This window comes from Diaphorobacter nitroreducens, assembly GCF_002214645.1.
Classification (GTDB): domain Bacteria; phylum Pseudomonadota; class Gammaproteobacteria; order Burkholderiales; family Burkholderiaceae_C; genus Diaphorobacter; species Diaphorobacter nitroreducens.
In genome coordinates, this window is sequence record NZ_CP016278.1 from 1,877,042 (window position 1) to 1,903,137 (window position 26,096).

The window sequence follows — 26,096 nt, forward strand, 5'->3', positions numbered from 1 at the left end:
GGCACACCTAATCCCGCGGTGGCCGCGTGTTCGTCTTCCTTCGCGTGCCGAGAGCTCCGGACGCGGCCGCCTGCAGGATGCGACGGAAGGTGGGGCATTCCATATGGGACGGCGCGGGGCAGGCGGCGGCATGGCGCAAACCGTCACGCATGGCGCTCAGCTGGCGGATTGTCCGATCCAACTCCTCCGCCTTGGCCGTGAGCATCTGCCGGTCGATGTTGGGCTGGCCGTCCGGCGCAAACATGAGCGCAATGTCACCCAGCGAAAAACCGGCGGCGCGCCCCAGCGCGATCAGCGCCAGCCGATCCAGGACTCCGGCATCGAACAGGCGATGCAAACCCCGCCTGCCGACCGAGGCAATGAGTCCTTTTTCCTCATAGAAGCGCAGCGTGGACGCGGGAACCCCGGAGCGCCGTGCCACCTCAGTGATGTCCATGCCTTCCCCCCTTGACTTCAAGTTGACTTGAGGTTGCACAGTAAGGCCTTCGCCTCTCACCGGCAATCACAAGGACTGGATCATGGACGTTACCCATCAGGCCGCAGACGAGCAGGCTGCGCTGTGGAATGGCCCGGGCGGGCGCGCCTGGGTCGAGGCGCAGAACACACTCGACCAGATGTTCAAGCCTTTCGAAGATCTACTCGCCGCCGTCGTCTCGCCCCCTTCCGGTGGCCGGGTGCTCGACGTCGGCTGCGGCACCGGCAGCACGACGCTCGCCGTGGCGCGGCGACTCGGCGGACGGGGCCACTGCACCGGCGTCGACATTTCGGAACCCATGATTACTGCCGCCCGAGAGCGCGCCGAAAGGGAAGCCGCGCCGGCCAGCTTCATCCTCGCCGACGCGCAGACCCACGCTTTCGATCCGGCCGGCTTCGACACGATCATTTCGCGCTTCGGTGTCATGTTCTTCGCCGACTCCGTCCGCGCCTTCGCCAACCTGCGGCGCGCCGCGCGGGACGGCGCCGAGCTTCACTTTGTCGCGTGGCGGAGCGCCGCCGAGAATCCCTTCATGACGACGGCCGAACGCGCTGCGGCACCGCTCCTGCCGAATCTCCCCGCCCGCCGGCCAGACGCGCCTGGGCAGTTCGCTTTCGCTGACCGGCAACGAATCCACCGCATTCTGGAGGACAGTGGCTGGGCGGGGATCGACATTCAGCCGATCGATGTCGCCTGCACGCTACCCGAGAAGTATCTGGTTTCTTACCTGAGCCGGCTCGGCCCCGTCGGCCGTATCCTCCATGAGGCAGACGAACGGATCCGCGGGCAGGTCGTCAAAACGGTTCGTGCCGCCTTCGATTCCTATGTGCGGGGCGCGGAAGTTCGCTTCACCACGGCGTGCTGGGTGGTCAGCGCTCACGCATCATCCGCTGAGTTGTACTGAAAAGGCGGACGGACAGCAGGCAACCTGTTTGCCAAGTGCTTGCGCGTGTCTTGATTCCTTCCAGGAGGGGAAACGGATCGAAGCGGGCGAACGCTCAATGCAGGACACGTGGCGCCTCGTCCGTCTCGGGGTCGCCTCCCTGGTCGCATTCAGCCGCAGCAGCGCAGCCAGATTGACCCTGCTGGCGCAGTAACCGGGCAATCTCCGGGCGCTCGCCGTGCGTTGCCTGAAACTGCGTCAGTGCGAAAAGCGTCCGGCGCACGAAGCGCGCGGCGGCCTGGCGCAGTGCTGGATGCGCGTGTGCGTCGTTGATCACCGCCAGCAGGCTGCCGTGGACATGGCACAAGGTCGCCGAGGCCTCGGCCAGCCAGCCGGAACGTGCCTGCGTATCGGCGAGATTGAAATGGCTCACCAAGGTCGCTGCCAGGGCGTTATCGGGAGTTGGCCAACAGTTGAAATGCGTCAGCACAAACACCCGCGCCGCCTCGCAAACAGAAAGCGCCCGCAGCGTTTCGCCGCGGCGGAACAGGTCAATACTCTGCTTGGCAAGTTCCTCCCAAATCTGTACCGGTCCGGGATGGGCGTGGGGAGCGCGGCCAGGAGAATCCACTGGATCACTTGACCTGGGCCAGCGCCTTGTCGAAACGGTCCTTACCCATGGCGAAGGTCGCCTGCTCCTTGGCGGCCGCCGCCTTGGCATCGGCCAGATTGACCGGCTTGCCAGCCTGGATCACACCGACCATGCCCATCATCTTGTGCGGCTGGCACGCGTAGAGGTAGACACCCTCCTTCTCGATCTTGACCTTGAACTCCTTGTCCGGCTCGCTCTTCCATCCATTCGCACCCGTGGGCACCAGCAAAGAGGCACTGTTGTGAGCCGCCTTTTCGGTCGGCGTGAAGACGACCGTGTCACCCACCGCTACCTTGACGAAAGCGGGCTCGAATACCATGGCTCCATCCTTGCCGGTGTTGAGCATTTTCACGGTGTGGTCGGCAGCCCGAACCGACGACGCGCCGGCGAGCAACAGAAGCGCGCTCAGCACGAGGCACGGGCGATGCATGGTGGAGACTCGACGGGAAACATCAGACAACATGGGAAGACTCCTTCAAGAGTGAATCGAATTCGGTCGTTTCATCGGTCCCGTTGGGGTCCGATTGGTGCATATGGGCGCATTCCGGGCAGTAACCGTAGAACACCAAGCTGTGACGGGTAAGCCGGTACTTGTGGGTTTCCGCGACATCCTGCCGTAGGGCCTCGATGGCCTGATTGCGGAACTCATCCACCCTGCCGCACCCGAGGCAGAGTAAGTGATCGTGATCGCCGCCCTCTTTGATCTCGTAGAGCGGCTTGCCGGACTCGAATATGTTGCGGGACAACAGACCGGCCGACTCCAGCTGCGACAGCACCCGGTACACCGTACCCAAGCCCACGTCGCCTCCTTGCTTGAGCAGTCGCCGGTAGACGTCTTCAGCAGACAAATGGCGCTCGCTGCTGGTACGGGGGGAAAGCTTATCACATGAGCCTTGCTGAGCTTCGTGGCGAATCAGGTGTCCTTTTACCACCGATAGCTTACGGTGCCGACGACGTTGCGGGGTTCGCCGAAACGGCATGAGGAATAGGGGCAGGTGACATAGGTCTTGTCCGTGAGATTGGTGACGTTGAGCGCAAGTTTCCATGGGCCAGTGGTATAGCTGATCATCGCATCTACAAGCGTGTAGCCCGGCGTGACATGATTAATGGCTTCAATTTCACTTCGGCTTGAGCCAATCCGACGTACACCTCCACCAACCGTGACTCCTGGTAGGCCAATGGAATTCAGTGCATAGTCGCCCCACAGCGAGAACTGATGGTAAGGAATGAAGGTGCTGCGTTGTCCCTCGTTCTCTGGTGTCAGAGGGCTGCTCTTGAGCGTTCGAGCATCGGTGTAAGCGTAGGCGGCGATAACATTGGTGTTGCGGCCAATTCGAGTTTTTGCCTCTAGGGAAACGCTGAACAATACGGCCCGAAACCTGCATGCGTAGACACTCATGAAGCAACGCCCACCCCCGACGAAGCAGATGAGCTTTGCCAGCTACGAGTTTGCGCAGAAGAAGCGCGTCACGCGGCGCGAGAAGTTTCTGGCCGAGATGGAACAGGTTGTGCCGTGGGCGCGACTGGAAGCGCTCATCGAGCCGAAGTATCCGAGCGCGGGAAGGGTGGGCCGTCAGCCGATCGGCATTGCGCGCATGCTGCGCATGTACTTCCTGCAGCAGTGGTTTGGTCTGGCAGACGAGGCGGTGGAAGACGCGCTGTACGACAGCCAGTCCATGCGCGAGTTCGTGGGCATCGACCTGGCGCGGGAATCGGTGCCCGATGCCACGACGCTGCTGAAGTTCCGTCGCCTGCTCGAAGAGCACCAGCTGACGGCGGCGCTGTTCGAGGGCATCAATGCCCACCTGGCCGAGCGAGGCCTGCTGCTGCGGGAGGGCACGATGGTGGACGCCACCATCATCGCGGCACCGCCCTCGACCAAGAACAAGGATCACGCGCGTGATCCCGAGATGCACCAAACCAAGAAGGGCAACGAGTGGCACTTCGGGCTGAAGGCGCACATCGGGGCTGACGCGCAGTCGGGTTTGGTGCACAGCCTGCACACGACGGCAGCCAACGAGAGCGACGTTGCCCATGCGCACGAGGTGCTGCATGGACAGGAAACCAAGGTTCATCTGGATGCGGGCTACACCGGCGTTGAGAAGCGCGAAGAGGTCACACAGGCGCAAGCGCAGGGACGCATCATGGCCGACATCGAATGGGTCGTGGCGGCCAAGCGGGGCAAGATCAAGAAGATGGCCGAAGGTCCGCTGAAGGCGCTGGTTCAAGCGGTGGAGCGCACCAAGGCGCAGATCCGCGCGAGGGTTGAACATCCCTTCCACGTGGTGAAGAACCTGTTCCGTCACAAGAAGGTCCGCTACAAGGGGCTGGCCAAGAACGGGGCGCAGCTGTACAGCCTGTTCGGTCTGGCCAATTTGGTGATTGCCAAGCGAACGCTGTTGGCACCTGACACCCGAGGTGCGTCCTGAGCGCGGCCAATGGCCCCGGCAGGGGCGTGAAACCACCCCGCGAGGGTCCAAAACTGACCAGAACCGACTGACTGAATTCGCATCGTGAAAATCAGACAAGCAAACTTCGGTGGGCTCGCGCGTAGCGCGCATTGATCAGCGCTTCCCTAGCTCAAGGCCACGTGAGCGTACCTTTCCTTGCTGTATGGAGGAGTTCTGGTCGACGGGATCGGTGACTGTGACGTTGGTCTGCACGAGATCATACGCAGTGGCCGTCAGCAAGGTACTTGACCCTTCGGGTTGATAGCGAATGCCGACTTCCTTCTGCTCTCCTCGCGTTGGCTTGAATCGTCCCCCGGTTCGGTCCATGCCTGCTTGCGGCTGAAAAGACTGGCTAAAACTGATGAACGGCGCTAGGCCGTTGTCGGCCAAGTAGACTAGGCCGGCTCTCCCCGTTGTCGCTGAATCGTGCTCATCTGCATAGCTCCGATCTGGACTACTTGGATCACCGGAAGCGGAATCGGAAGTGTGATGCACCCGGTCGTGGCGCCCGCCAAGCGTTAATACCCAACGGTTAGCAAACTTCATCTGATCCTGGATATAAAACCCCAATTGCTTGGTGGTGTCATTCCACATACTGACATAGCTTGGGTCGCCCGACACAGAGCCATATGAGCCAGACGAATAGATGTCGATGTCGGTTGCTGTGCGACCATAATAGCGCGTTGATTTCCACTTCCACCACGTGTAATCCATACCAAACAGGCTGGTGTGATCAATTCCTGCCGCCGACCAGCGATAGGCTAGGGACGTATCGGAAACGGCTACGTCAGTGCGTTCCTCCGGCCAGTCCTCGGTAGAACGACCGCTCATGGTGCGCCAGTTTGTCGTATCGTACGTGCCGAGATAGACAGCGCCGAATGTGTGCCGCGCATTGAAATAGCGCAAACTGTGCCGGAGTTTCAGGTCGTCGTTAATCGCGTGTTCGAATAGGTAGCCGACAGACCATTTTTTGTTGTCGTACCCGTCGTAGCCTGGGATGCCCGCGAAACGACTCCGAGGCAATTGACCGTTAGGGTTCGATAGAACGGTGCCTTCAAGTGGAAGGCCCGCGATCCAGTTCGCTTTGTCGTGCTGGTACTCGCTGAGGAACGTCAATGAGGTTGTAGCGTTTGGCTGCCACTTTAGGGCTGGTGCGATATAGGTGCGGTCATCGCGAGTTGAATCGATGAAGGTATCGCTGTCGCGCTTGAGTCCGGTGAGGCGCCACGACCAGACGCCGTCATCAGTGAGCGCCCCTCCGAAATCGCCGGAGATTTGTTTGCGGTTGAAGGAGCCATACTCCAGGGCACTTCGCGTAACCCGTTCTTCGCGGCGATCCGGCGCGAAGTGACCCACAAGTGCCAAGTCAGAGGGTTTTGAGGACGCAGGCAGGACGTGACAAGGCCCGCAGTGGCCGCAGGCGCCCTGCAAAACCCCATTTGGGGACTCTGCGGGCGCACCTCGGCCCTCATGGCGCTCTCGGCATGGGGTCATGGCTGACCAGCCAGACAAGACGCTTGGCGTTGTACGTCGCACACTTGAGCAGAATGGCCAGCTCATTGCGCGCCAGTGTCAGCGCCCGCACGCACTTGCCGCCAAGCTGCTCCAGCCCAGCGAACACATGCTCGCCCCGGGCTCGGATGCGGTTGATCGCCTTGTTGCGCCCGTCCAGCCGGGCTCGCCTGTCTTGTCCCGGCTTGGCGCGCCGCGCAATGCCGTCGCGCAACTTGCTGGTGTGCAGCAACTCGCGATTGGCCTGCGCGTCGTAGCCTCGGTCGGCCAGCACCCGCGCGCCCGTGTTGCCGCAGTCCAGCACATCCTTCAATGTCTGCCCGTCGTCCACATTGGCCGCAGTGATCTTGGCCTGGCGAATTAGCTTGTAGCGCGCATCGGCGTTGGCATGTACCTTGTAGCCGTAGAAGCTCTTGCCGTGCTTCTTGGTCCAGCGCGCGTCGCCGTCGGTGTGCCGCATTCGCTTGGCACTCCAGCCCTCAGGCTTGCGGCCTTCGTTGAGCGCTTCGCGCTCGTCCTTGTTCGTCTGGGTGACGGGGGCCTGCACGATGCTGGCATCCACGATCTGTCCGCCGCGGGGGATGTAGCCGTGCTGCTGCAACTGCAGGCTGACTGCGTCAAAGATGGCGCGTCCGCCCAGGCTACCTTGGGCCAAGCGCTGCTTGAAGCTCCACAACGTGCGTGCATCAGGGATGTGCAGGGCACCGTCCAGACGGCAAAAGTGCTGGAAGCTCATGCGATCAAGCACCTGGTACTCGCAGTCTTCGTCACTGAGGTTGTACAGCGACTGGATGAACAGCAGGCGCACCATGACTTCGGTGGGGTACGGCGGGCGACCGCCCTTGCTTCGATCAGCGCGCGGGCACGCCACATCGACCTGGGCGGCAATGGCGCTGAAGTCAATCAGCTCATCCATCGCCGCCAGATTGGCGATGAAGCCGCCCAGCTTGGCCTGGCGCTGGTCCTGCACAAACAGGTCGCCACCGGGCTGGCGACGCCAGAAGGCCGAGGGCTTGATGCGTGGGGTGATCATGCGCTCCATCATGCCGTCTCAGGCGCCTTCCGGATGAGAGAGGTTTCTAGAAGTGCCCTCCAGGTTGATTTCGTGCAGAGGCTCTGGCCGTGGCCGCTTGCTAACTGTGTTCAGTAGCCCCCCGGGTTCTGCCGTTCCGTACAAAACCGACGCGGCGCCACGCAGCAGTTCGACGCGCTCCAGGCCGTATAGCTCCTGTTGCCCATCGAAATAGGCATTGCCGTTGTATTTCATGCCATCGCGGAAAGTCGTATATCCCGCATCGAAACCTCGTAGTCGGAGATCATCGTTGACCCTGTTGCCAGATGCTGTGTTGGCAAATACGCCAGCAGCGTAGCTGAATGCTTCAAGCACATCCTTTGCCTTACGAGTCTCTATCTCCTCGGCGGTCACAACGGTAACCGACTGCGGCGTCTCCACAATTGGCGTATCTGTTTTCGTCGCCGTCGCGCTGCGCTTGGCCACGTACCCCGCCACAGGCCCGGTTGCCGACTCCCGCTCAGCCCCGGCTTTCACCGTCACCACCGGCAACACGGCTTCCGTCGCCGCGCTCACGGCCTTCGTTGCACTCACCGCAGGTGCGGCGCCTTTGCGCAGCACGTACCCTCCGCCCGGCTGCGCCACCGCCTCCAGCCCGCTGCCGACCAGCAGCGCGCTCAGCCCCGCCCATACGGTGAAGTCGCCCCTCAGTCCCTTGCTGGCGACGCCTGCCAAGGCGGCTGCCTCGTAGCTCAGATTCACGCCTGCCGCCCGCGCGAAGCGGCCAAGCGCCGCGTCCAGGGGGCCGGCCGGCACGTCGAAGCGCCTGACCTCGGCGCCCTGCCCTGTCGCAGCCTGCTGCTGCGCCTGCACCTGCGCGGCCACCGGCGCCGCAGCACCGACGGACAGGGAAAGCACAACCGCGTGCAAGGAAGCCGCCAGCCGCGTGCGCTGCAGCGAATGCAGTTGCGGGATGCCTGCCTGGGCAGGTTGGCAGGCGGCGCGGCTCGGGTGTTGCAGGGTGGGGATGGCGCGTGGTGCGCAGAACAAATTCATCGGGTTCTCTCCGGCTAGGCTGATGGAAGCCCCACGGCGGCCCGGATCGGCACCGGCGCAGTGAAGCGTGTTCATCAGGTAGGCCGGACGAGAAACGAAATCCCCTCAACCCCTGTCGCTTGCGGTCACGGCAAAGGGGAGTCGCGCGGCTCTTGGCTTGACGGAGCACCGGCGACTGGCCCCCGCCCCCGCAGCCGAGGAGCGCAGCCCGAGAAGCAGTTCGCGCACCACGCGTCGATCTCCGCCTGGGTGTAGCCCAGCAGTTCGCTTTCGATGCGCTCCAGGGTCTCGTTGTATTCGCCGGTCCGCGCACGGACACGCTTGATGAGCACGAAGGCCCGAATGCGCCAGGCCTCATGTGCCAGAGCGAACAGCACGTACACCTCTTGTGTATGCCGCCCCAACCCAGGGTGGTAGGGACCCTCCAGCGTGATTTGCTCGCGCACCATCATCCCCGAGGCCACGTGCGGAGCGAAGCGTGCTTCAGGGATGATGTGTTCGTTGGGCAGCACACTGACCTCGTCACAGAACACGGCCAGCGGCTTGCGCCCCTCCAGCATCAGTTCCAGCTCGCGGTTGGTGTGGTTGGCCATCTTGAGGTCGATCGTCATGTGCGGGTCTCCAGCAGCCCGGCGAGGCTGCGAGTACGGCCTTGGTGGCGTCACGGTGCAGCGTCACGGCACGACTTTGGGCACGACGCTGACCCACCAACGGGTGCGGTAGGTGATGTTGACGGGCTGGGTCTGTACGAGGAAGCGCAACGCCTGGTCGGTGTCGCGCACGTGGAAGACGCCGGAGACGCGCAGGTCGGCCACACGTTCGTCACAAACGATGTGGCCGCTCCGGTAGCGGCCCAACTCGGCCACCAGGTCGCCCAGGCGCATGTCGCGCCCGGAGACGACGCCGTCGGCCCAGGCTTCGGCATCAAAGTCTTGGGCAGCTGCCGGCAGGCTGGCGGTGTCGGTGAGCCAACGGCTTTCGCCAGCGCGCACAACGGCCGGCACCGCACCGGGCTCGGCCGGGCGCACCGGATGAAGCTCGACCGCTCCTTCCTGTACGCTGATGCGGGCGTGGTCCGCGCCCAGGCGCACCACGAAACGCGTGCCCAGCGCTTGCAGGCGGCCGAAGGGGGTGATGACCCAGAAGGGCCGCTTGGCCTTTGAGCCGGAGGCGGTGTCGGAGCCGGTCGTCACCATGATCTCGCCGCGACGCAGGACGATGAGGCGGCTCTCGCCACCCAGGTCGGTGTTCACGGCGCTGTCGGTGTTGAGCACGAGCACGGTGCCGTCGGGCAGGTGCAGCGTCTTTTGCTCGCCCACGGCGGTGAAAGCGTCAGCCACTAGCCGCTGCCAGGGGGAATTCTCGCGCAGGGTCCAACCCAGGCTCAATGCCAGGCCTGAGACGGACAGCAGCTTGAGCGCCCGACGCCGCCCCCGGGTGTTCGATTGGCGCTGTGCGTCGGTGGCCTGCAAAGTCTCCAGCGCCAAGCGTTGGGGCAACCGGGCCAGATCGCCCCGCAGAACACCGATACGCGCCCAGGCCCGCGCGTGCAGAGGGTCGGCACCAAGCCAGTGCTCGAAGGCGCGCTGCGCTGCCTCACTCGCCGGGTTGTGGTTGAGCTTGACGGACCACGCTATGGCGGCATCGATGACGTCATCGGGCAGGCACTCGGGGGGCTCTGCCGGTTCAGTGCTATCCCGCGGATCGCCGTGGATCGAGAAAGCTGCGTCTTCACTCATGACCCGAAGCGCAGCTCGTAGCAACGGCGCAGGCCCTTGGCGACGTAACGCTCGGCGGTGGCCAGCGAGACCCCCAGACGTTGTGCGATCTGCGGGCAGGTCAGTCCCTCCAGCTGCGCCCACAGGAATGCCTGCCGCACGGCGGCAGGCAGCGCATCCAGGGCGCGGTCAAGGGCAACGAGGGTTTCCAGGATCGTCAGCTGCTGCTCGGGGCTGGGGGCTTCGGCCTCGGGCAAGGCGGCCAGGGTTTCCAGCCAGGCCCGCTCCAGTTCGCAGCGGCGCCAGTGGTCGATGACCAGGCCGCGGGCAATGGTCGAGAGATAGGCCCGCGGCTCCTCGATATGCAAAGCCGCAGCGGGATTGGCCACGCGACGGACGAGGACGCGCACGAACACGTCCTGCGCCAAGTCGGCCGCCTGGTGCGTGCAGCCCAACTTCTTGCGCAGCCAGCCATGCAGCCAACCGTGGTGGTCGCTGTACAGGGCTTGAATGTGCTGCTGGGCTGGCGCGGTGGCGGACACGGGCTTCTCGGGTCGAATCCGGATGCGATTGAATGCGGTGCTACGCTTGTGAATAAGACTTGTTCGCATTGTATCGCCGCGGTCTAATTGACAGCTATCCGGTCCGGAACCGAAGCGCAAAAAACGCCACCGGGCCCAAACAACAACATCCCTGGGAGTCAGCTTGTCTTCATCCCCCCTCACCTGCCCCCGCGACGAGCAGATCGCCATCTTGAGCTTCTGGCGCGACGTCGAGGTGTTCAACATCCCGGTCGCACCCAGCGACAAGGACAACACCTCGCAGGCCGAGGTATTCACACTGCGCCGAAAAGACGACTTGCCCTGGCAAGACAGGCGCTTCGCTCCCACGCCGCAATTCACCTACCGGCACGTCGTTCACGTGGGCGCGGCCGATACCGAAGACCTGACCCGCCTGCTGCTGCAGGCCGTGTTCCCCAACCAGGATGTGAGCGAACGCGAGCGCCAGCGCGTCTCCGGCCGGGGCTGGCTGGCCGCATTCATCCTCGACGAGACCGGTCGCCCCAAGCCCGACAGCTACTTGCCCGCCAGCGTGGCCCACGGTGTGCAGGCGCTGCGCAGTGGCGAACCGCTGAAGAATCTCAACGCCCGGCTGGCCCGCGCGAAAGCCGAGTTTGCCGAGCGCTGCCACGAGATGACCGAGCCCTCCACCGGCAAGGACCCAGCCTTGCAGGCCACGCCGTCGCAGGGCTCTGGCCCTTCGCCGATTTTCGGCTGGCCCCGTCTCGACGATGAACTGCGCATCACTCAGGCCCTGCTGGGTGATGGTGCGCAGGCCGCGGAATTGGACTGGCGCGTGGTGGTGCGTGTTGAGCGCATTCCGCGCAGCAAGCTTGAAGACAAGGAGAACGCCGCCATCGACCACCTGAACTCGTTCTACCTGGACGATCTGGACCGGCTGATCCAGCAAGCCCGCAAGAACAAGCCGTTCGGCCCTGCACTTCAGACCTACCTGGGCACGCCACTGGCACAGGCCGAGCGCACCGACATCCTGCAGCAGAACGCGGCCATGGGCGAGTTGGTGAGCGCCGCACGCCTGCCCAGCGCACGCTGGCCCGCACCGGCCAAATTCCCGCTGGTGCTGGCGCAGCAGGCGGCCGTGGCCCAGGCCATTCAGCAGCTCGGGCACGATGGCGCCGGCGGCGCACTGGGCATCAACGGCCCCCCGGGCACGGGCAAGACCACGCTGCTGTGCGACGTGATCGCCGAGATCGTCACCAAGCGGGCGCGCCGCATTGCTGCCATGCGCTGCCCGGCCGATCTGTTTGCCGAAACAGTGCAGGTGGCCGGCAAGAACTTCTTCCCGCTCAAGCCGGCCGTGATGGCAGGCAGCAGCATCGTCGTGGCCAGCAGCAACAACAATGCGGTCAAGAACATCACGCAGGAGCTGCCCGCACGCAAGAAGGTGTCCGAGGAATACGGTGCGGCGGACTATTTCGGCGAGGTGGCACGCGAGGTCTTCGCCTCGCAGAAGGTGCTGGACGAAGACGGCCAGCCCGTCGCCACCTGGGGACTGATGGCCGCCGCCCTGGGCAACACGGGCAACCGGCGCACTTTTGCGCAGGGTTTCTTCCGAGACGAGTTCCGCAAGGCGCCCGCATCGGCCGGCGCTGCCGCGGCCGCTGCGGAGACCCAAGCCCAAGCCGATGATGGCGAGCCCGACGCCGGTATGGCGCCTCAGACCTTGCCGCCGACCATCAAGCAAGTGCTCGAGGACGCCTCCCGCGAACCGTCGCGCTACCAAGCCGAATGGCTCACCGCCAAGCAGCGCTTCCAGCAACTGCTGGCCGAGGTCGACGCCGTGCGCCAGACGCTGCTGCGCGCTGAGCAGGCCTCCCAGCGCATGGGTGATTGCCGCCGGCACCTGAGCGCCCAGCAAACGAATCTGCAGGAACTGGGCAACGCCATCGCCAGCACCCAGCAGGACCTGGCTTTGCGCCGACGGGCCCTGGACATTCAGCGCACCCTCACCCAGGCCCGCCGGGCCTCGGTGACCGAGCTGCAGGCGGCCACGCAGCCCAATCTGTGGGACCGCCTCGTCGCCCTCTTCGGCCGCGAAACGGCCCGCATGGCCGCGCTGCGCGAAGCGCTGGCCCAGCCCCAACGCCAGGCGGCCGAGGCCGCCGAGATCCTGGCCGCTCTGGCCCGTGAAGCCAGGCAGATCGAAGTGCTGCAGGACCAACAACACGAACAACAGCGCCGGCAACAAATTGAGCTGGCCAAGCTCCAGCGCGAGCATCGGGAATTGCACGACGCCATCCAGGCCGGCCGAGACACTGGCGCCCGCCACTTCCCCGACGACGCGCTGTGGGCCCTGCCCGCCGACGAACGGCACCGCGCCTCGGTGGCCGTGAGCCCGACCTTGGACACCCTGCGCGCCCACATCTTCCTGCAGGCCATGGAACTGCATCGACTGACGGTGCTGGCCAACGCCGGCAAATTCATCGGCAACCTGCGCGCGGCCGTCGGCATGCTGACCGGCAAACTGGGCGATGCACTCCCGCTCGACCAGCGCCCGATGCTGTGGGATGCCTTCTTCTTCGTGGTACCCGTGGTCTCGACCACGCTGGCCTCGTTCGACCGGCTGTTCGCCGGTATGGGGCAAGACAGCCTGGGCTGGCTGCTGGTGGACGAAGCCGGCCAGGCCACGCCCCAGTCCGCCGCCGGCGCCCTCTGGCGCAGCCGGCGCGCCTTGCTCATCGGCGACCCCCTGCAGATCGAGCCGGTGTTCACCGTGCCCCTGGGGCTGGTGGAAGAACTGCGCCGACGCCACGACGTGGCCGCCCTGTGGTCGCCCAACACCGAATCGGTGCAGACCCTGGCCGACCGCCGCACGCCCTACGGCTCATGGGTCCGGCCTGCTGCCACCATTGCCTCGCAAGCTGCGCTGGACGACATCCAGCCCATCTGGACGGGCATGCCGCTGCGCACCCACCGCCGCTGCGACGACCCCATGTTCGGCGTGGCCAACCGCATCGCCTACGCCAACCAGATGGTGCAAGGCCGGGTGGACGCCCAAGGGCGGCCCAGCCCTGTGGACTTCGACTGCGTGCTGGGCGACAGCACTTGGTGGCAGGTGCCGACCACCCGCCATCGCCACCCGGTGGTCGAGGACGAACTGGACGTGCTGGCCGACTGCCTGCACCGACTCAAGCGCCAGCCCGCTCGTGTGCTCCCCGATGGCAGCCCGGCCAAGGTCTACGTCATCACCCCGTTCCGCAAGCTGCGCGGCGCCTGCGAGCAGCGCTTGAAGAAAGAACGGCTCGCAGGCATCGAATGCGGCACGGTGCACACCTTCCAGGGCAAGGAGGCCGAGATCGTCTTCCTGGTGCTGGGCACCGCACCGGGCCAGGGCGGTGCCCGCGCACGCGCCTGGGCCGCCGGCAAGCCCAACCTGCTCAACGTGGCCGTCACCCGTGCCAAACACCGGCTCTACGTCATCGGCGATGCGGAGCAATGGGGTGGGCTGGCGTTCTTCAATGAGCTGCGTGAGGCGCTGCCGAGACGCAGCGGCGCACTCAGCCACGACATCCCGATGCCGCCTGCCGGCATTACCGTGCTACCATTCTTCCCATGAAACATTCCCATGAGAGGTGGGCATGGAAACGGTGAATGTCAGCAGCCTGAAGAACAACCCGAGCGAAGCCCTGCGCATGGCGCGCAATGACGTGGTGGTGGTCATGAACCGCGACCGGCCCGACGCGCTGATGGTCGGCATCGAGGCGGCCGGCGTGCTGGAGGCGGCGGGCGTGCGGCCCGCCCTGGCCACTGCGCTGTTCCGCGATGGGCAGCTCTCGCTGGTGCGGGCCGCCCGGCTGGCGCAGATGCCGGTAGCCCGTTTCGTCGAGCACGTCTCGCGCCTGGGCATTCCGGTCATCCGGCTGGACGCACAGGAAACGGCCCGTGACATGGACACGCTCGACGAATGGCTGGCCTCGTCCTGACCGACGCCAGCCCCTTGATTGGGCTCGCCCGTGTCGACGGGCTGCCATGGTTGCAGGCGCTGTTCGGGTCGGTCTGGTGGCCGGCTCAGGTCCGCGCCGAGGTACTCACCGGGCAGGGCCTGCCCGGCGAATCCGTCATCGCCCTCGCCGAGTCGGCCGGTTGGCTGCGTCTCACGGAGTCAGCCCCAACCCTGCCCGAGTTGCCCGATCTCGACGAGGGCGAGGCCGCCTGCATCCGCGTCGCGCTGGCCCATCGGGAGCGGGAAGCCGGCCCCGCCATACCCGCGCTGCTGCTCATGGACGAACGGGCCGGGCGACAAATCGCCTTGGAACACGGCCTGCGCGTGGCCGGCACGGCCGCGGTGATCGGCATGGCCAAATCACGCGGCATCATCGTTTCGGCCCGTGATGTGTTCTCCCGGCTGCACGCCACGGATTTCCGCATCGCGCCGGATGTGATCGCCACGGTGTTGAGGCGGGTGGGAGAGTTGTAAGGTTGCCGAAGAGCGGAGGGCTTGAACGCCCTGCCTCTCGCCTATGCCCCGCAGCATGGCTGCCGGGTGCCATGGCCCAACGATGCCCGGCCGGCCGCCGCCGGGCACGGGCTTGCGGTGAATGTGCTGGAGCAGCCTACTTTCCAAAGCAAGCAGCCGGGCTCACCAGCGATACGTCGCTGTCATCGTCACCTTGCGTGGCTCTCCGTAGAAACATCCCCAGGTGCAAGACGCCACATAGGTCTTGTCGGTCAGGTTCGCTACATTCAATGCAAGCCTCCACGGACCAGTGCTGTAGCTGACCATCGCGTCAATCAGTGTGAAGCTTGGTACGTCGGCATCCAGCCATACACCGCGGGTCGAATCGACGTAGCGAACCCCTGCGCCGGCCTTCAGTCCAGGAAGCCTGAACGCCCCGAAGCTGTAGTCGCCCCACAGAGAGAACTGGTTGCGGGGCACGCCCCCACTGCGCTTGCCTTCCTGCTCGGGGTAGAGCGGGCTGCTCTTTGTCGTGCGCGCGTCTGTGTAGGCGTATGCGGCGATCAAGTTGCCGTTGCGTCCCACCCGTGTCTTCGCTTCGAGTTCCAGGCCACGGGAGCGCACCTCCCCGAGTTGCGCAGAGAAATCTGAATTGACCGGGTCATCAACCGTGACGTTGGTCTTTGTCAACTCGTAGATGGCGGCGGACAGCAGCGTCTCGGTACCCGGGGGCTGATAGCGCACCCCTGCTTCCCACTGCTTGCCACGTGTGGGCTTGAAGGTGCCGCCATTTCGATCTTGGCCGAGTTCAGGTTCGAACGACTGGCTGCCCCCGATGAAGGGAGCCAGGCCGCTTCCATGGAGGTAGACGAGGCCCAGTCTTCCAGTAAATGCCTTGTCCTTCTGAGTGGACCATGCCTCCACGTTCAGCGGCGACTCTGCCCCCCGAACCCAATCCTGTCGCCCGCCAACCAACATCACCCAGTTGTCGGCCAGCTTCATCTGGTCTTGGGCATACACCCCAACGCGACGATAGGAACCCTTCAGAGACCAATCATCCAGGGGCTCGCTGTCGCTGAGCGCACTTCCGTAGGCGGGCGAATACAGGTCGATGGACCCCACCTCGCGCCGTGCAAACGCCATCTGGTGGCGTTGCCGGGTGAAGTCCAGCCCGAACAGCATGGTGTGGGACACCTCACCCGTGTTCGCCTTGACTTCCAGCGACGTATCCGAAGTCAGGGCGCTCGACCTGTCATCACGGTCAACTGCAAAGCGCTCCAGGGTCCTTTGGTCTGCAGCCAGTCCAGCGCTGCGAATACCAGGGTGATCGTTGCGCGAATCCAGGTATCGGCTGCTGTGGCGCAATCGAACCTGGTCACTGAATGCGTGCTCGAACAGATACCCGAGAGACCAGCGATCGTTGTCGTACTTGTCGTAGCCTGGTTCGCCGAAGAAGCGGGATCGCAAGATTCGACCGTTCGGATTCGGCAGAACCGTTCCCTGCGCTGGGAGGGCTTGAACCTCCAAGCTCTTGTCGCGTTGGTACTCCGCGAGGAACGTGAGCGATGTTGCCGCGCTGGGTTGCCACTTCAAGGCTGGGGCGATGAAGGTCCGATTGTCTGGAACGTGGTCGACGAAGGTATCGCTGTCCCGATGAAGCGCCGTCAGGCGATACGACCACGTCCCATCCTCAGTCAACGCCCCGCCGAAATCGCCAGAAACCTGTTTGCGATTGAAGCTGCCAAGTTCAACGTTCAGTTCGCGAAGAGGAATCGATGCCGGACGCTTGCTGACCGCGTTGATGATTCCGCCTGGGCCTGCCAATCCGTAGAGAACGGATGAGGCGCCCTTGAGCACCTCGATACGCTCAAGGCCATACGGCTCAATCTTGCCGTTGTACATGTTGACCTGAAATTTGCTGCCGTCGCGATACAGGCTGCCGTTTGGCGCGCCGGCCTGAAAACCTCGCAGGAAGAACAGTTCGGCGGTGAGCATTGGGCCGGCGTAGTTGGCCACGCCAGCGGTGTATCCCAGTGCATCCATGAGACTCTGCGCTTTGAGTGTCTCGATTTCCTCGGCGCCGACCACCGAAATCGACTGCGGCGTTTCGATGATCGGCGTATCCGTCTTCGTCCCAATCGCGCTGCGCTTGGCGACGTAGCCCTGCACCGGCCCCGTCGCGTTTTCCCGCTCCGCACCCGCCTTCACCGTCACCACCGGCAGAACCTGCTCGGTCTGTCCCTTCGTCACCGGCGTCGCCGACGGCGCCGGGCTGGCCGCTTGGTGCAGCACCCAGGTGCCGGGGCTGCGTTCCACGGCTTCCAGCCCACTGCCGGACAGCAGCCGGGCGAAACCTTCGCGCACGCCGTAGTTGCCGCTCAGGCCCTGGGTGCGCCGGCCCTCCACGAGCCGGGCGTCAAGCTGCACGGTCACGCCCGCGCTGGCGGCAAAGCTGGCCAGCGCCTCACCCAACGGCCCTGCCGGCACGGCGTACGACTTCACTGCCGAATCGGCTCCGCCCGGGGCGACGTCAGCTGCCATGGCCAGCGGCACCGCGCCGGGCAACCAGCCCGCGCCGGCCGCCAGGGCCATCAGCAGCAGTGCCTGCCGCACCCCCTGGGTCACGGCGGTGGGCGACGCGCGCAGCCCGTGCTCATGGGCACCGCCGCCTGCAAGCTTGGGCGCGGTGACGGCGCGCCGACGCCTCACGCTCGGGTGCAGTGCAGCTTGCGATGGGTGTGCCTTGGATGGGGTGGCCATAGGATGTCGTCCTTTCGATGGGTGGGTGTCATTTGCTCCAGCGCCGGGTGACGGTGGGCTTCTGGTGCAATGACACGCGACCTTGCGAAAGGGGACACGGGCGCGATGGGGGACAGAAGGGCCGGGGCGAGAATCGGCTGTATCTGCGTCGAAGCTGAGGACTTGCCCGACCAGACCTTCGTCGAAGCGCGCTGGGGCGCTACGGCTGCGGCGCCACGATGCTCACCCACCAGCGCGTGCGGTAGACCACGCTGACGGGCAGGGTGTCGGGCAGCGCGGCCAGCACGGCGTCGGTGTTGTGGAGCTGAAAGGCGCCGGTGATGCGCAGGTTGGCCACCTCGGGGGCGCAGCGCAGCAGGCCGCGGCGGTAGCGGCCCAGTTCGACGGCAAAGTCGGCCAGGCGCTGGTTGCGCGCAAAGAGCACGCCCTGCGACCAGGCGCCGGCCTGCGGATCGGCCGGCTCAATGGGGCCCACGGAGGTGGCGTCGAAGCGAGCCTGCTGACCCGCCCGGATGACGGTGGGGGTGGCGCCAAGCGCCCGCTGCAACGCTGCGGGCACGATTTCCACCGCGCCTTCCTTCACCGCCACGCGGGTGGCCTCGCCGGCACCGGGCGCCCCGCCCTGCCCCGCCTCCAGGTGCCGTACCACGAAGCGGGTGCCCAGCGCGCGCAGGCGACCGTGGCGGGTCTGGACGATGAAGGGACGGTGCTGTGCACGGGCGGCCAGGTCGCCGTCGGCCCGCCGCAAGGGAACGGCTGCCCCCTCAGGGGACTTCGAAACCTGGGGGCGCCATGCGTCCGGCCCGGTATCGACGAGGATTTCGCCCCGGTGCAGGACGACGAGGCGCTCGGCATCGCTGAAGACGACATCGATGGCGGTGGCGGTGTCGAGCCGGATGCGCGTGCCGTCGGCCAGGGTGAGCTCGCGGCGTTCGCCGGTGGCGGTCTGGTGCTCGGCCATCCAGCCCGGTGCCCAGACATCCCAGCCTCGCCAGGCCAGGTAGCCGGCGGGAGTGGCGGTCAGCAGCACGGCCAAGGTCTTGAGGGCGGCTCGGCGATCGGGGGGCGGTGCGCCGCGGTCTGCGCGGCCCAGCGTCTCGAGGCCGGCCGCGGGTGGCAGCAGACCCAGTTTCAGGTTGAGCCGCTCGGCGCGCCGCCAGGCGCGGTCGTGCTCCGGGTCGGCGGCGCGCCACTCGGCGCAGGCCTGGCGGTCAGCCTCGGTGGCCTCGCCGGAGTGCAGGCAGGCCAGCCACCGGGCAGCCTCGCGGGCCACGGCACGGGGCAGCGGGCGCGGGTCGTCGGCAGCGGCAGTGCCGGCCGGCGGCATCAGGCCATCTGCATCAGGCATTCTTCAAACGCCTGCGCCATGTAGCGCTTGACGGTGCGCACAGCCACACCCAGGTGTTCCGCAATCTGGGCGTAGGTCAGCCCTTCAAGCTGCGACAGCAGGAAGGCGGTGCGCGCCTTGGGCGGCAGGCCGTCGAGGATGGCGTCGATCTCGTGCAGGGTCTGCAGGATGATGAGGCGCTCTTCAGGCGACGGCGCGCAGGGCTCGGGCATGGCGGCCACGGCTGTCGCCCAGGCCTGCTCCAGCGAGAGGCGCCGGTAGTGGTTGAGCAGCACCCGAGAGGCCACGGTGGTGAGGTAAGCCCGAGGCTCGCGCAAACCCTCCAGCGCCAATTCCTGCTTGCGGCAGGCCAGCAGGATGCGCACGAAGGTGTCTTGCGCCAAGCCGGCCGCGTGGTGCGCATCGCCCAGCTTCTTGCGCAGCCAGCCCTGCAGCCACCCGTGATGGTTGCTGTAGAGGGCATGCACTTGCTGCTGGAGGACGGATTCGGCGATGGACACGAAGGGCACGATCGCGCCGGGGCCGAATCGGGAGCCCGGCATCGGAGACGCGAACAAGGGTTGCGCGAATGGGAATTGTTCGCATTGTAACCGGCCGCGTCCAATTCAGTCAAATCTGGCGTGCGGCTTCGACATCTCGCGCGGCATGGCGCGCGCGGGCGTCAAACGGCGGCTGCGCGCCCCCCGCTTGCGCCACCAGATGAGCACCCCGGTCACCGACAGCATCGCCACCACCAGCCCCAGCAGCGAGATCAGCACCCGCCCCGGCAAGCCCAGGATACGGCCGGAATGCACCGGGAACTGGGCCTGAACGAACAGATCGGCTGCCGTGCCCCGCCACGGCTCGCGTTGCCCCAGCAAGCGCCCATCCTGCCCGTCCAGATACAGTTCCCGGTGGCCGACACCACCCGCTCCGTGTTCATCAGCGGGTTGGAAGAACTGCACGCTGTAGAGTCCGATAGTGCGGTCGTAGCCGATGGCCCCAGCGGGTTCAGGCCAGTTGCGCCGGCTGGCCTCCTGACGCGCCAGCGCAAGGATGGTGTCCATCGACATGCCCGCCGCGATGGGCTGCTCCTGCGGCGCAGGCGTGCGCTGGTCCGTGGGGGTGGGCGTGACGTTGGACACCAAAGACATCACCGGGAAGAAGACCTCCCGGTATAGGTTCAACGAAAACGCCGTGAAAGCCACCACCAGCAGCAGCACCCAGGCCCACAGGCTGCAGGCGCGGTGCAGGTCAAAGTTGAACTTGTGACCGCCCGCGCGCCAGCGCAACTTCCAGGCCGGTGCCCAACGGCGCCACCACGAGGCCTCGCCGGTGCCCGGTGCAGCCGGCCCGCGGCGCCCCGTGCGGCTTGGCGGCAGCGTCAAGTACAGCCCGGTGAAGCAATCCACCGTCCACAACAGGGCCACCACGCCCATGAGCCAGACGCCCCAGCGATCGATGCCGCCCCAGGCCGGCAGATGCAGGCTGTAGTGCAGCACGTAGAGAAAGGAAACGAAGTTCTCTTGGCTGAGCGGCCACACGGCCCCCACTCCCGCCGGCCCAGCTCCTGCCCCGAGGCGGGGTCCAGGAAAACTTGGTTGAACCCCGGCTGGTGGAGTTGTCCGGTGGCGGCGTTGACCCGCGGCTCGACAAAAAGGGCCAGCGCGTGCCCCGGCTCAACAGCCAGTGGCACGTAAGTGACCTGCACCTGCGGGTAACGGGCCTCTACAGCACGCGCCAAGGCCAGCGGCGCCAGGGGCGGCCCTTCGGCTCGCGCCCGGGTCAGGTGTGGATTGAGCCATTCGTCGAGCTCATGATCCCAAGAGATCACGGCCCCGGTGAGCCCTGAGATGAACAGAAAGGCCGCCATGCCCAGCCCGACCCAGCGGTGCAACAGCACAAGAACGGGTCGGAAGCCCAATGGCGCCCGCTTTATCGGCCCTCGCATCACCAGCGGTAGCCAAAGCTGGCCACAACCGTGCGACCGCGCCCACGGTAGCAGTAGCTGTCCTCGCACATGAGGTAGCGCTTGTCGCTCAGGTTGGTGGCATTGAGGCCCAGCGTGGCACCCGGCAGCAACGCCCGCAGGTCGTAGCCGATGCGAGCATCGACGATGGCGTAGCCCTCGTTGCGCTGGGTGTTCTCACCATCTGAGTAGGATTCGCCGATCCAGCGTGTCCCCAGGCCCACATCAAAGCCTTGCAGCACGCCACTGCCGAAACGTTGGTGCACCCACAAGGCCGCCATGTGCTTGGGCGTGGACACCGGTCGTTTGCCTTCATGTCCATCGTTGTTGCGGGTGATCTTGACGTCGCTATAGGTGTAGCTGGCCGTCAGGTTCAGGCCGCGCAGCAGGCTGAGGTTGGACTCCAGCTCCAAGCCACGCGAGCGCACTTCGCCGGTCTGCACGTAGTTGGCCTCGTTGGCCGGGTCGCGGGTCTTCACATTCTGCTGCACGAGGTTGTAGACGCTCACCGTGTGGCTGACACGGCTGCCGTCGGGCTGGTATTTCACGCCCATCTCCACCTGCTTGCCCTCGGTCGGCTTGAAAGTCTCGCCGACCAGGTTGCGGCCGAATTGGGGGATGAAGGACGTGGCCACGCTGGCATAGGGCGACCAGCCGCTCTCATGGCGGTAGAGCACGCCCAGGCTGCCGGTGGTGGCGTGATCGGTCTGGCTGGTGCGGACAGCGGTGTCGAGGTCGGTCTGGTGCTGGCGGGCGGTGTCGCGGCGCAGGCCGGCGGACAGGCGCCACTGGTCCACCGCCATCTGGTCGTGCAGGTACAGGCCGGTCTGGGTGCCTTTGATGCCCTGTGCCACCAGTAGGTTGTCGGGGCGCGTGACCGTCTGGTGATAGTCCGGTGCCGCCATGCTGATGGAGGGCGCGCTGCCGTAGAGGTAGCGCACGTCGCCGTTCAGGCGGGCATGGTCCAGGCCCAGGGTCAGGGTATGGCGCAGGGCCCCAGTGGTCAGCTTACCTTCCAGCGCCGTGTCAACGGTCAGGGACTTCATCTGTTCATAGACGCCGTAGCTGTCGCGCAGGAGGGTCACTCCGTCGGCATCAAGCGTGCCTTCCAGATACTGGTTGTCGGTGTTGACGCGGGCGTAGCGCAGGTTCTGGCGCACCGTCCAGGCGTCAGTCAGCTGGTGCCGGGCTTCGTAGCCCAGGGCCCATTGGCGCTGCTTCAGTCCGTCGAAGTCCACATCACCGCCCCAAAACTGGCTGAGCGTGCCATCGGGCATCTGAAAGGGCTTGGGCGAGCCTGAGGTTTCGTAGCGGTTCCAGTGCGACAGGACGGTGACCTGGGTGCGCGCGGACGGCGACCAGGTGAGTGCCGGCGCGATGTACAGGCTGTCGTCGTTGACGCCGATGGTGCCGGTGTTGGCCTTGCGCGCCAGACCCACCAGACGGTACTGCCAGTCACTGCCCGGAGCCAGTTCGCCGCCCAAGTCGAACTGGGCCTGGCGGTGGTCGTTGGTTCCCCCTTGCACCTCGATCTCGCGCACGGCCTCGCGGCTGGGGCGCTTGCTGACGCGGTTGATCAGGCCACCGGGGCTGATCTGGCCGTAGGTCACGGAGTCTGGACCTTTCACAATTTCCAAACGTTCCAGCGCATAGGGTTCGGTGTGGAAGTACGAAAGCCAGCCCGTGTTGGGCTGGCGCAGGCCGTCTCGGTAGTCGGCGTCGGTGGTTACGTCGAAGCCACGCACCTTGATCAGGTCGAAGCGCGGGTCATCGCCGGCGGCGGCCACCTGCACGCCGGCGGTGTAGGCCACGGCGTCCTCCACCGTCAGCACCTTGCGGTCACGCATCTGGTCTTCGGTGACGACGGATACCGCACGCGGGGTTTCGGCCAGCGGCAGATCGGATTTGGTGGCGCCCAGGCTGCGGCGGGCCACATAGCCAGCCAGAGGCCCGGTGGCGGAGTCGTTGTGCGCGCCGGCTTTGACGGTCACTGTGGGAAGCACGGCCTCGCCGGCGGAACCGGCCCGCGGCTTCAAGGGCGGCACCATTGCCCTTCTGAGGGTGTAGCTGCCGTCCGCCTGCCGTACCCCTTCAAGCCCGGTGCCGGCGAGCAGAAACACCAGCGCCTCGGCGGGCGCATGGCGGCCCTGCAGGCCGGGGCTGGTCTTGCCTTCGGTGAAAGCGCCGTCGGCAGCGACAAACACGCCCGACTGGGATACGAAACGGTGGATGACCTTGTTGAGAGGTCCGGCGGGAATGTCATAGGCAAGGACGCCCTCGGCGGCATGGGCGGGCGCGGCAATCATCAGGCTCGCGGGCAGCCCAATGAGGGCAAGCCGCAGCGCAAGAGCAAGCGGCGTACGGACGAAACGCGAGGGTTGGTTCCTTGAGTTGGAAGCGGGCGTGCGTTGGGGCATGAAAGAATCTCGTGCAGGTTGGATGGAGGATTTCTTTCTCCATTCCGAACGAGACAGGAAAAGGGGAACCCGAAAACGAAAAATCCCCGTATGGGCGGCCTCCTCGCGGCGCTCAGCGCAACTCGACCACCGTCCACCCCGGCAGCCTGCGCCGCGCTCGCACCGGCAGGGCCGCTTCGAGCATGGCGAGGGCCCGGTCCGAGTCGAGCAGCGGGTAGCCGCCGGCCACGCGCAGATCGGCCACAGCGGGGTCGCACTGCAGGAGGCCACGCCGGTAGCAGGCAATCTCGGCCACGACCTGCGCCAGAGGAAGGTTGTCGGCCAGCAGCACACCGCGGGTCCAGGCTTCGCGAGCGGCGTCGGCTGCTTGCGGCGCACCGATGGTGCCGGACGTGAAACGCAACTGCTGGCCAGCTGCGACGATGTGGGTGCCGGCCTCGGCTTGCGCAGGGTGCACCTCGACCCGGCCGGCGAACACCGCGATTTCCGTGGCGTCATCGAGCTGACGTACGGCGAAGCGGGTACCCAAGGCGCGCAGGCGGCCTTCAGCGGTATCCACGACCAGCGGCCGTGCAGGCGAGATGGTGTCGGGCGCACTATCCACCAGCACTCGCCCGCGATGCAGCGCGATACGGCGCAGCGCGGGGCCGTATTCGGCATCGGCCGCGCTGGCGGTGTCGAGCCACAAGCGGCCGCCGTCGGGCAGCGGGAACTCGGCGGTTTCGCCGGTGCCGGTGCGGTAATCGGCACCGAAGCCTCTCGCGGCGGCGACCAGCAGCGAGCGGTACTGCGGACTGGTCCACGCCGCCCAGCCGACGCTGGCGGACATGCCCAGCAGCGCCAAGGTCTTGAGTGCCCGCCTTCGATGCAAGGCATGCCGGGTTGCATCGAAGGCGGCATCCAGCGCCGCCGCGGCCGCGGGGCGCTCCTTCGCCGGCAGCGCGAACTGCCCACTGATGGCTTCCACCTGCTGCCAGGCGCGACGATGCTCGGTGCTCGCTTCGACCCAGGCTTGCCAGCGGCGATGCATCTCCAGGTCCGCATCGCCGCTGCCGAGCACGGCAAACCATTCGGCGGCTTGGCGCAAGGTCTCCAGATGAGCAGCGTCGTGAGTGCCGTGCAAGGGGTGGAACCTGAATCAGGTGAAATCGGGATGGGCAGTCAGGCAATGAAGCATTGCCTGGGCCATGTACTTCTTCACCATGCGTTCGGACACGCCGATCACGGCGCCGACTTCGGCATAGGTGGAACCGTGCAACTGGGCCAGGATGAAGGCGCGGCGCGGCTTGTCGGGCAGGCTGTCCAGCAGGGCGGCCAGTCGCGCGAGCGTTTCCACGACGATGGCGCAATGCTCGGCAGAGGGGGCGCAGGGCTCGGGCTGCACCGCCAGCGTCTCCAGCCAAGCCTGTTCGATGGCCTGGCGGCGCCAATGATCCACCACCAGGCCGTGAGCGATGGTGGAGAGATAGGCGCGCGGGTTGCGCTCGCTGTCCAGTTCGCGCGGGCGCACCAGCAGCCGCACAAAAGTGTCGTGGGCAAGATCGGCGGCGTGGTGGGCGCAGCCCAGCTTTTTGCGCAGCCAGCCGTGCAGCCAACCGTGATGGTCGCTGTAGAGGCTGTGGATCTGCTGCGCAAGCGCGTGCTCGGTGGCCGACACGGGATGTCCGATGCGAGGTGTTGACGGGCGGTGGCGCCCGATATTAATAAGAACTATTCTCATTTTATCCGGAGCGACCCGAATCAGGCAATGCCGACGCGCCAGTCTGCTCCGTGCTTGGCGGCACCGGCTGCGAAGAACGATGGTCAGCAGTACCAGTTCGCCTCCTCCAGATCGGCGGCCGAGCACAGCGCCTCATCCGGATTGAGGACCATGATGCGGCTGTCGTCGTTGAAGCGGAACACCAAGAGGGACGAACCGACGCCGGACAGCATCCGGTCGAAGTCCACTGCCGGATGCGCCTGATCGCGCATCAGGATGTGGCAGGCGCGGCGGCCGTGCAAGGCGGCGTCGAACACCAGCCCGACGTTCTGATCGGATACCGCGCAGCAAGCACCCGATCGATCGAGAAGACACCACCGCTCGCCTTGAGCCAGTACCACAGCACGCAGCGGCCCAGCGCGGTCAGTACGGACACAGCACCTACGGCCTGTCGCACGCGGCATGGGTGGCCCGGCGACTTCCACACCGGGTTCCTCTTTGGTAGTCGGCACGTTCGCGGCGGTGCTCGACCGCAGATACTCATGAAAAGCAATGCCGGCAGCGCCCAAGCACCCCAGCAGGGAGGCCCAAACAAAGGGATTGGTCGCCAAGGTCTCAAGCGATGCTTCGAGCGGCTGCGGCTCAATGAGAACTGCCACCACGAGCAGCAGCAACCCGACGACGCACAAACCGGCCATGACCAGCGCCGACCACGCCCGCGCCACGAAGCCCCTTCCGCGCTTGCTGCTGAGCGCCGCCAAGTCGCCGCTGAAGCTCGCCAGAAGTTCTCCGATAAGTTCGATCATGGCCGCATCAATCGAGAGGTTGGCGGGTCACCGCATCAAACAGCATGGCCCGGGTGTCGCCGCCGGCCAAGCAGCCGTCGACGTAGATCCGGCATCCCACCTGAAACCAGTTCTTGGGCCCGATGACCGCACGTACGAGCACCTCCCTTCCACCGCCGTCATGGGCGAACCCGCGCAGCACGACATGCCCCGGTGGCGGCTCCCCATTCAAGGTCACCTCGAAGAGGTCGAGTGGCCGGCCATCGCAGCACAACCGGCTGCGGACATGCAGGGCTGGCGGCCACAGGCTCAGGTACTGCCAGTGGTTCTCGACGTCGATCCACTGCCCCGCCCAGAGCAGCCGCCATCGTTTGGTGAAGGAGAGCCATCTCACCGTCCGGCAG

Annotated in this window: 25 protein-coding genes and 1 pseudogene; 5 read left to right on the forward strand and 21 right to left on the reverse strand. The window is 65.7% G+C overall.

The genetic code is table 11. The annotated features are described in order from the left end of the window. Positions 1–7 precede the first annotated feature (7 nt). Complete coding sequence (locus tag BA022_RS08950) at positions 8–436, reverse strand: helix-turn-helix domain-containing protein (protein ID WP_088887265.1); 429 nt, start codon at positions 434–436, stop codon at positions 8–10. An 82-nt stretch (positions 437–518) separates the two neighbouring features. Between BA022_RS08950 and BA022_RS08955 the strand changes: the two genes are divergently transcribed. After that, a complete protein-coding gene (locus BA022_RS08955; RefSeq protein WP_088887266.1) occupies positions 519–1,379 on the forward strand; it encodes a class I SAM-dependent methyltransferase in 861 nt (286 codons plus the stop codon). 94 nt (positions 1,380–1,473) lie between these two features. Here BA022_RS08955 and BA022_RS08960 read toward each other — a convergent pair whose 3' ends face one another. From BA022_RS08960 to BA022_RS08975, 4 genes are all read right to left on the reverse strand, one after another. Continuing rightward, a complete protein-coding gene (locus BA022_RS08960) occupies positions 1,474–1,989 on the reverse strand; it encodes a hypothetical protein (RefSeq protein WP_148665165.1) in 516 nt (171 codons plus the stop codon). A 4-nt stretch (positions 1,990–1,993) separates the two neighbouring features. After that, a complete protein-coding gene (locus BA022_RS08965) occupies positions 1,994–2,473 on the reverse strand; it encodes a pseudoazurin (protein ID WP_088887268.1) in 480 nt (159 codons plus the stop codon). After that, on the reverse strand, positions 2,463–2,858 hold the full coding sequence (locus tag BA022_RS08970; RefSeq protein WP_236884912.1) for a Fur family transcriptional regulator: 396 nt from the start codon (positions 2,856–2,858) through the stop codon (positions 2,463–2,465). Before BA022_RS08970 ends, BA022_RS08965 begins: the two co-directional genes overlap by 11 nt. A 77-nt stretch (positions 2,859–2,935) precedes the next feature. Continuing rightward, on the reverse strand, positions 2,936–3,409 hold the full coding sequence (locus BA022_RS08975) for a TonB-dependent receptor domain-containing protein (protein ID WP_088887270.1): 474 nt from the start codon (positions 3,407–3,409) through the stop codon (positions 2,936–2,938). Between BA022_RS08975 and BA022_RS08980 the strand changes: the two genes are divergently transcribed. Next, the gene (locus BA022_RS08980; protein WP_088887271.1) at positions 3,408–4,439 is read left to right on the forward strand and encodes an IS5 family transposase; all 1,032 of its coding nucleotides are present in this window, start codon (positions 3,408–3,410) and stop codon (positions 4,437–4,439) included. The two genes, BA022_RS08975 and BA022_RS08980, sit on opposite strands and share 2 nt — an antisense overlap. A gap of 135 nt (positions 4,440–4,574) precedes the next feature. On the opposite strand, the gene BA022_RS19150 is transcribed toward BA022_RS08980, so the two are convergent. The 6 genes from BA022_RS19150 to BA022_RS09005 form a co-directional block, all read right to left on the reverse strand. Continuing rightward, positions 4,575–5,816, reverse strand: a complete 1,242-nt coding sequence (locus BA022_RS19150) for a TonB-dependent siderophore receptor (protein ID WP_187306046.1) — start codon at positions 5,814–5,816, stop codon at positions 4,575–4,577. A 112-nt stretch (positions 5,817–5,928) separates the two neighbouring features. After that, on the reverse strand, positions 5,929–7,005 hold the full coding sequence (locus tag BA022_RS08985; protein WP_228403757.1) for an IS5 family transposase: 1,077 nt from the start codon (positions 7,003–7,005) through the stop codon (positions 5,929–5,931). Positions 7,006–7,023: 18 nt separating this feature from the next. Beyond that, on the reverse strand, positions 7,024–8,040 hold the full coding sequence (locus BA022_RS08990) for a TonB-dependent siderophore receptor (protein ID WP_187306047.1): 1,017 nt from the start codon (positions 8,038–8,040) through the stop codon (positions 7,024–7,026). Positions 8,041–8,165: 125 nt separating this feature from the next. Further along, positions 8,166–8,651, reverse strand: a complete 486-nt coding sequence (locus BA022_RS08995) for a hypothetical protein (protein ID WP_088887273.1) — start codon at positions 8,649–8,651, stop codon at positions 8,166–8,168. Between the two features lie 63 nt (positions 8,652–8,714). Continuing rightward, positions 8,715–9,779 carry a FecR domain-containing protein gene (locus BA022_RS09000; protein WP_088887274.1) on the reverse strand — a complete coding sequence of 355 codons (1,065 nt, stop codon included), beginning with the start codon at positions 9,777–9,779 and terminating at the stop codon, positions 8,715–8,717. Next, positions 9,776–10,300 carry a sigma-70 family RNA polymerase sigma factor gene (locus BA022_RS09005; protein WP_228403769.1) on the reverse strand — a complete coding sequence of 175 codons (525 nt, stop codon included), beginning with the start codon at positions 10,298–10,300 and terminating at the stop codon, positions 9,776–9,778. Before BA022_RS09005 ends, BA022_RS09000 begins: the two co-directional genes overlap by 4 nt. Before the next feature lie 163 nt (positions 10,301–10,463). Here BA022_RS09005 and BA022_RS09010 point away from each other — a divergent pair, with 163 nt between their 5' ends. From BA022_RS09010 to BA022_RS09020, 3 genes are read left to right on the forward strand one after another with little or no spacing between them, the layout of a single operon-like run. Continuing rightward, a complete protein-coding gene (locus tag BA022_RS09010) occupies positions 10,464–13,895 on the forward strand; it encodes a DEAD/DEAH box helicase (protein WP_088887276.1) in 3,432 nt (1,143 codons plus the stop codon). 22 nt (positions 13,896–13,917) lie between these two features. After that, positions 13,918–14,262, forward strand: a complete 345-nt coding sequence (locus BA022_RS09015) for a UPF0175 family protein (protein WP_088887277.1) — start codon at positions 13,918–13,920, stop codon at positions 14,260–14,262. After that, positions 14,244–14,756, forward strand: coding sequence for a PIN domain-containing protein (locus BA022_RS09020; RefSeq protein ID WP_088887278.1), 513 nt, complete (start codon positions 14,244–14,246; stop codon positions 14,754–14,756). The genes BA022_RS09015 and BA022_RS09020 overlap by 19 nt, the downstream gene beginning before the upstream one ends. Positions 14,757–14,918: 162 nt before the next feature. On the opposite strand, the gene BA022_RS09025 is transcribed toward BA022_RS09020, so the two are convergent. The 10 genes and pseudogenes from BA022_RS09025 to BA022_RS09065 all read right to left on the reverse strand — a co-directional run bounded on the left by BA022_RS09025 (position 14,919) and on the right by BA022_RS09065 (position 26,086). Continuing rightward, positions 14,919–17,327, reverse strand: a complete 2,409-nt coding sequence (locus BA022_RS09025; RefSeq protein ID WP_418236217.1) for a TonB-dependent siderophore receptor — start codon at positions 17,325–17,327, stop codon at positions 14,919–14,921. A gap of 367 nt (positions 17,328–17,694) precedes the next feature. Next, on the reverse strand, positions 17,695–18,843 hold the full coding sequence (locus tag BA022_RS09030) for a FecR domain-containing protein (RefSeq protein WP_088887279.1): 1,149 nt from the start codon (positions 18,841–18,843) through the stop codon (positions 17,695–17,697). Next, positions 18,822–19,385 (reverse strand): sigma-70 family RNA polymerase sigma factor, encoded by a 564-nt coding sequence (locus BA022_RS09035; RefSeq protein WP_187306048.1) that lies wholly within the window; start codon positions 19,383–19,385, stop codon positions 18,822–18,824. Before BA022_RS09035 ends, BA022_RS09030 begins: the two co-directional genes overlap by 22 nt. A gap of 63 nt (positions 19,386–19,448) precedes the next feature. Next, positions 19,449–20,366 carry a PepSY-associated TM helix domain-containing protein gene (locus tag BA022_RS09040; protein ID WP_335583085.1) on the reverse strand — a complete coding sequence of 306 codons (918 nt, stop codon included), beginning with the start codon at positions 20,364–20,366 and terminating at the stop codon, positions 19,449–19,451. Between the two features lie 65 nt (positions 20,367–20,431). Beyond that, a pseudogene (locus BA022_RS19585) lies at positions 20,432–20,773 on the reverse strand (PepSY domain-containing protein); the annotation flags it as partial. Continuing rightward, a complete protein-coding gene (locus BA022_RS09045; RefSeq protein ID WP_187306049.1) occupies positions 20,773–23,208 on the reverse strand; it encodes a TonB-dependent siderophore receptor in 2,436 nt (811 codons plus the stop codon). The pseudogene BA022_RS19585 and the gene BA022_RS09045, both read right to left, overlap by 1 nt. Before the next feature lie 112 nt (positions 23,209–23,320). Beyond that, positions 23,321–24,331 carry a FecR domain-containing protein gene (locus BA022_RS09050; protein ID WP_228403771.1) on the reverse strand — a complete coding sequence of 337 codons (1,011 nt, stop codon included), beginning with the start codon at positions 24,329–24,331 and terminating at the stop codon, positions 23,321–23,323. A gap of 15 nt (positions 24,332–24,346) precedes the next feature. Then, complete coding sequence (locus BA022_RS09055) at positions 24,347–24,865, reverse strand: sigma-70 family RNA polymerase sigma factor (protein ID WP_228403779.1); 519 nt, start codon at positions 24,863–24,865, stop codon at positions 24,347–24,349. 146 nt (positions 24,866–25,011) lie between these two features. After that, on the reverse strand, positions 25,012–25,713 hold the full coding sequence (locus tag BA022_RS09060; RefSeq protein WP_088887282.1) for a hypothetical protein: 702 nt from the start codon (positions 25,711–25,713) through the stop codon (positions 25,012–25,014). 7 nt (positions 25,714–25,720) lie between these two features. Then, complete coding sequence (locus BA022_RS09065; protein ID WP_088887283.1) at positions 25,721–26,086, reverse strand: hypothetical protein; 366 nt, start codon at positions 26,084–26,086, stop codon at positions 25,721–25,723. Between the last annotated feature and the right edge of the window lie 10 nt (positions 26,087–26,096).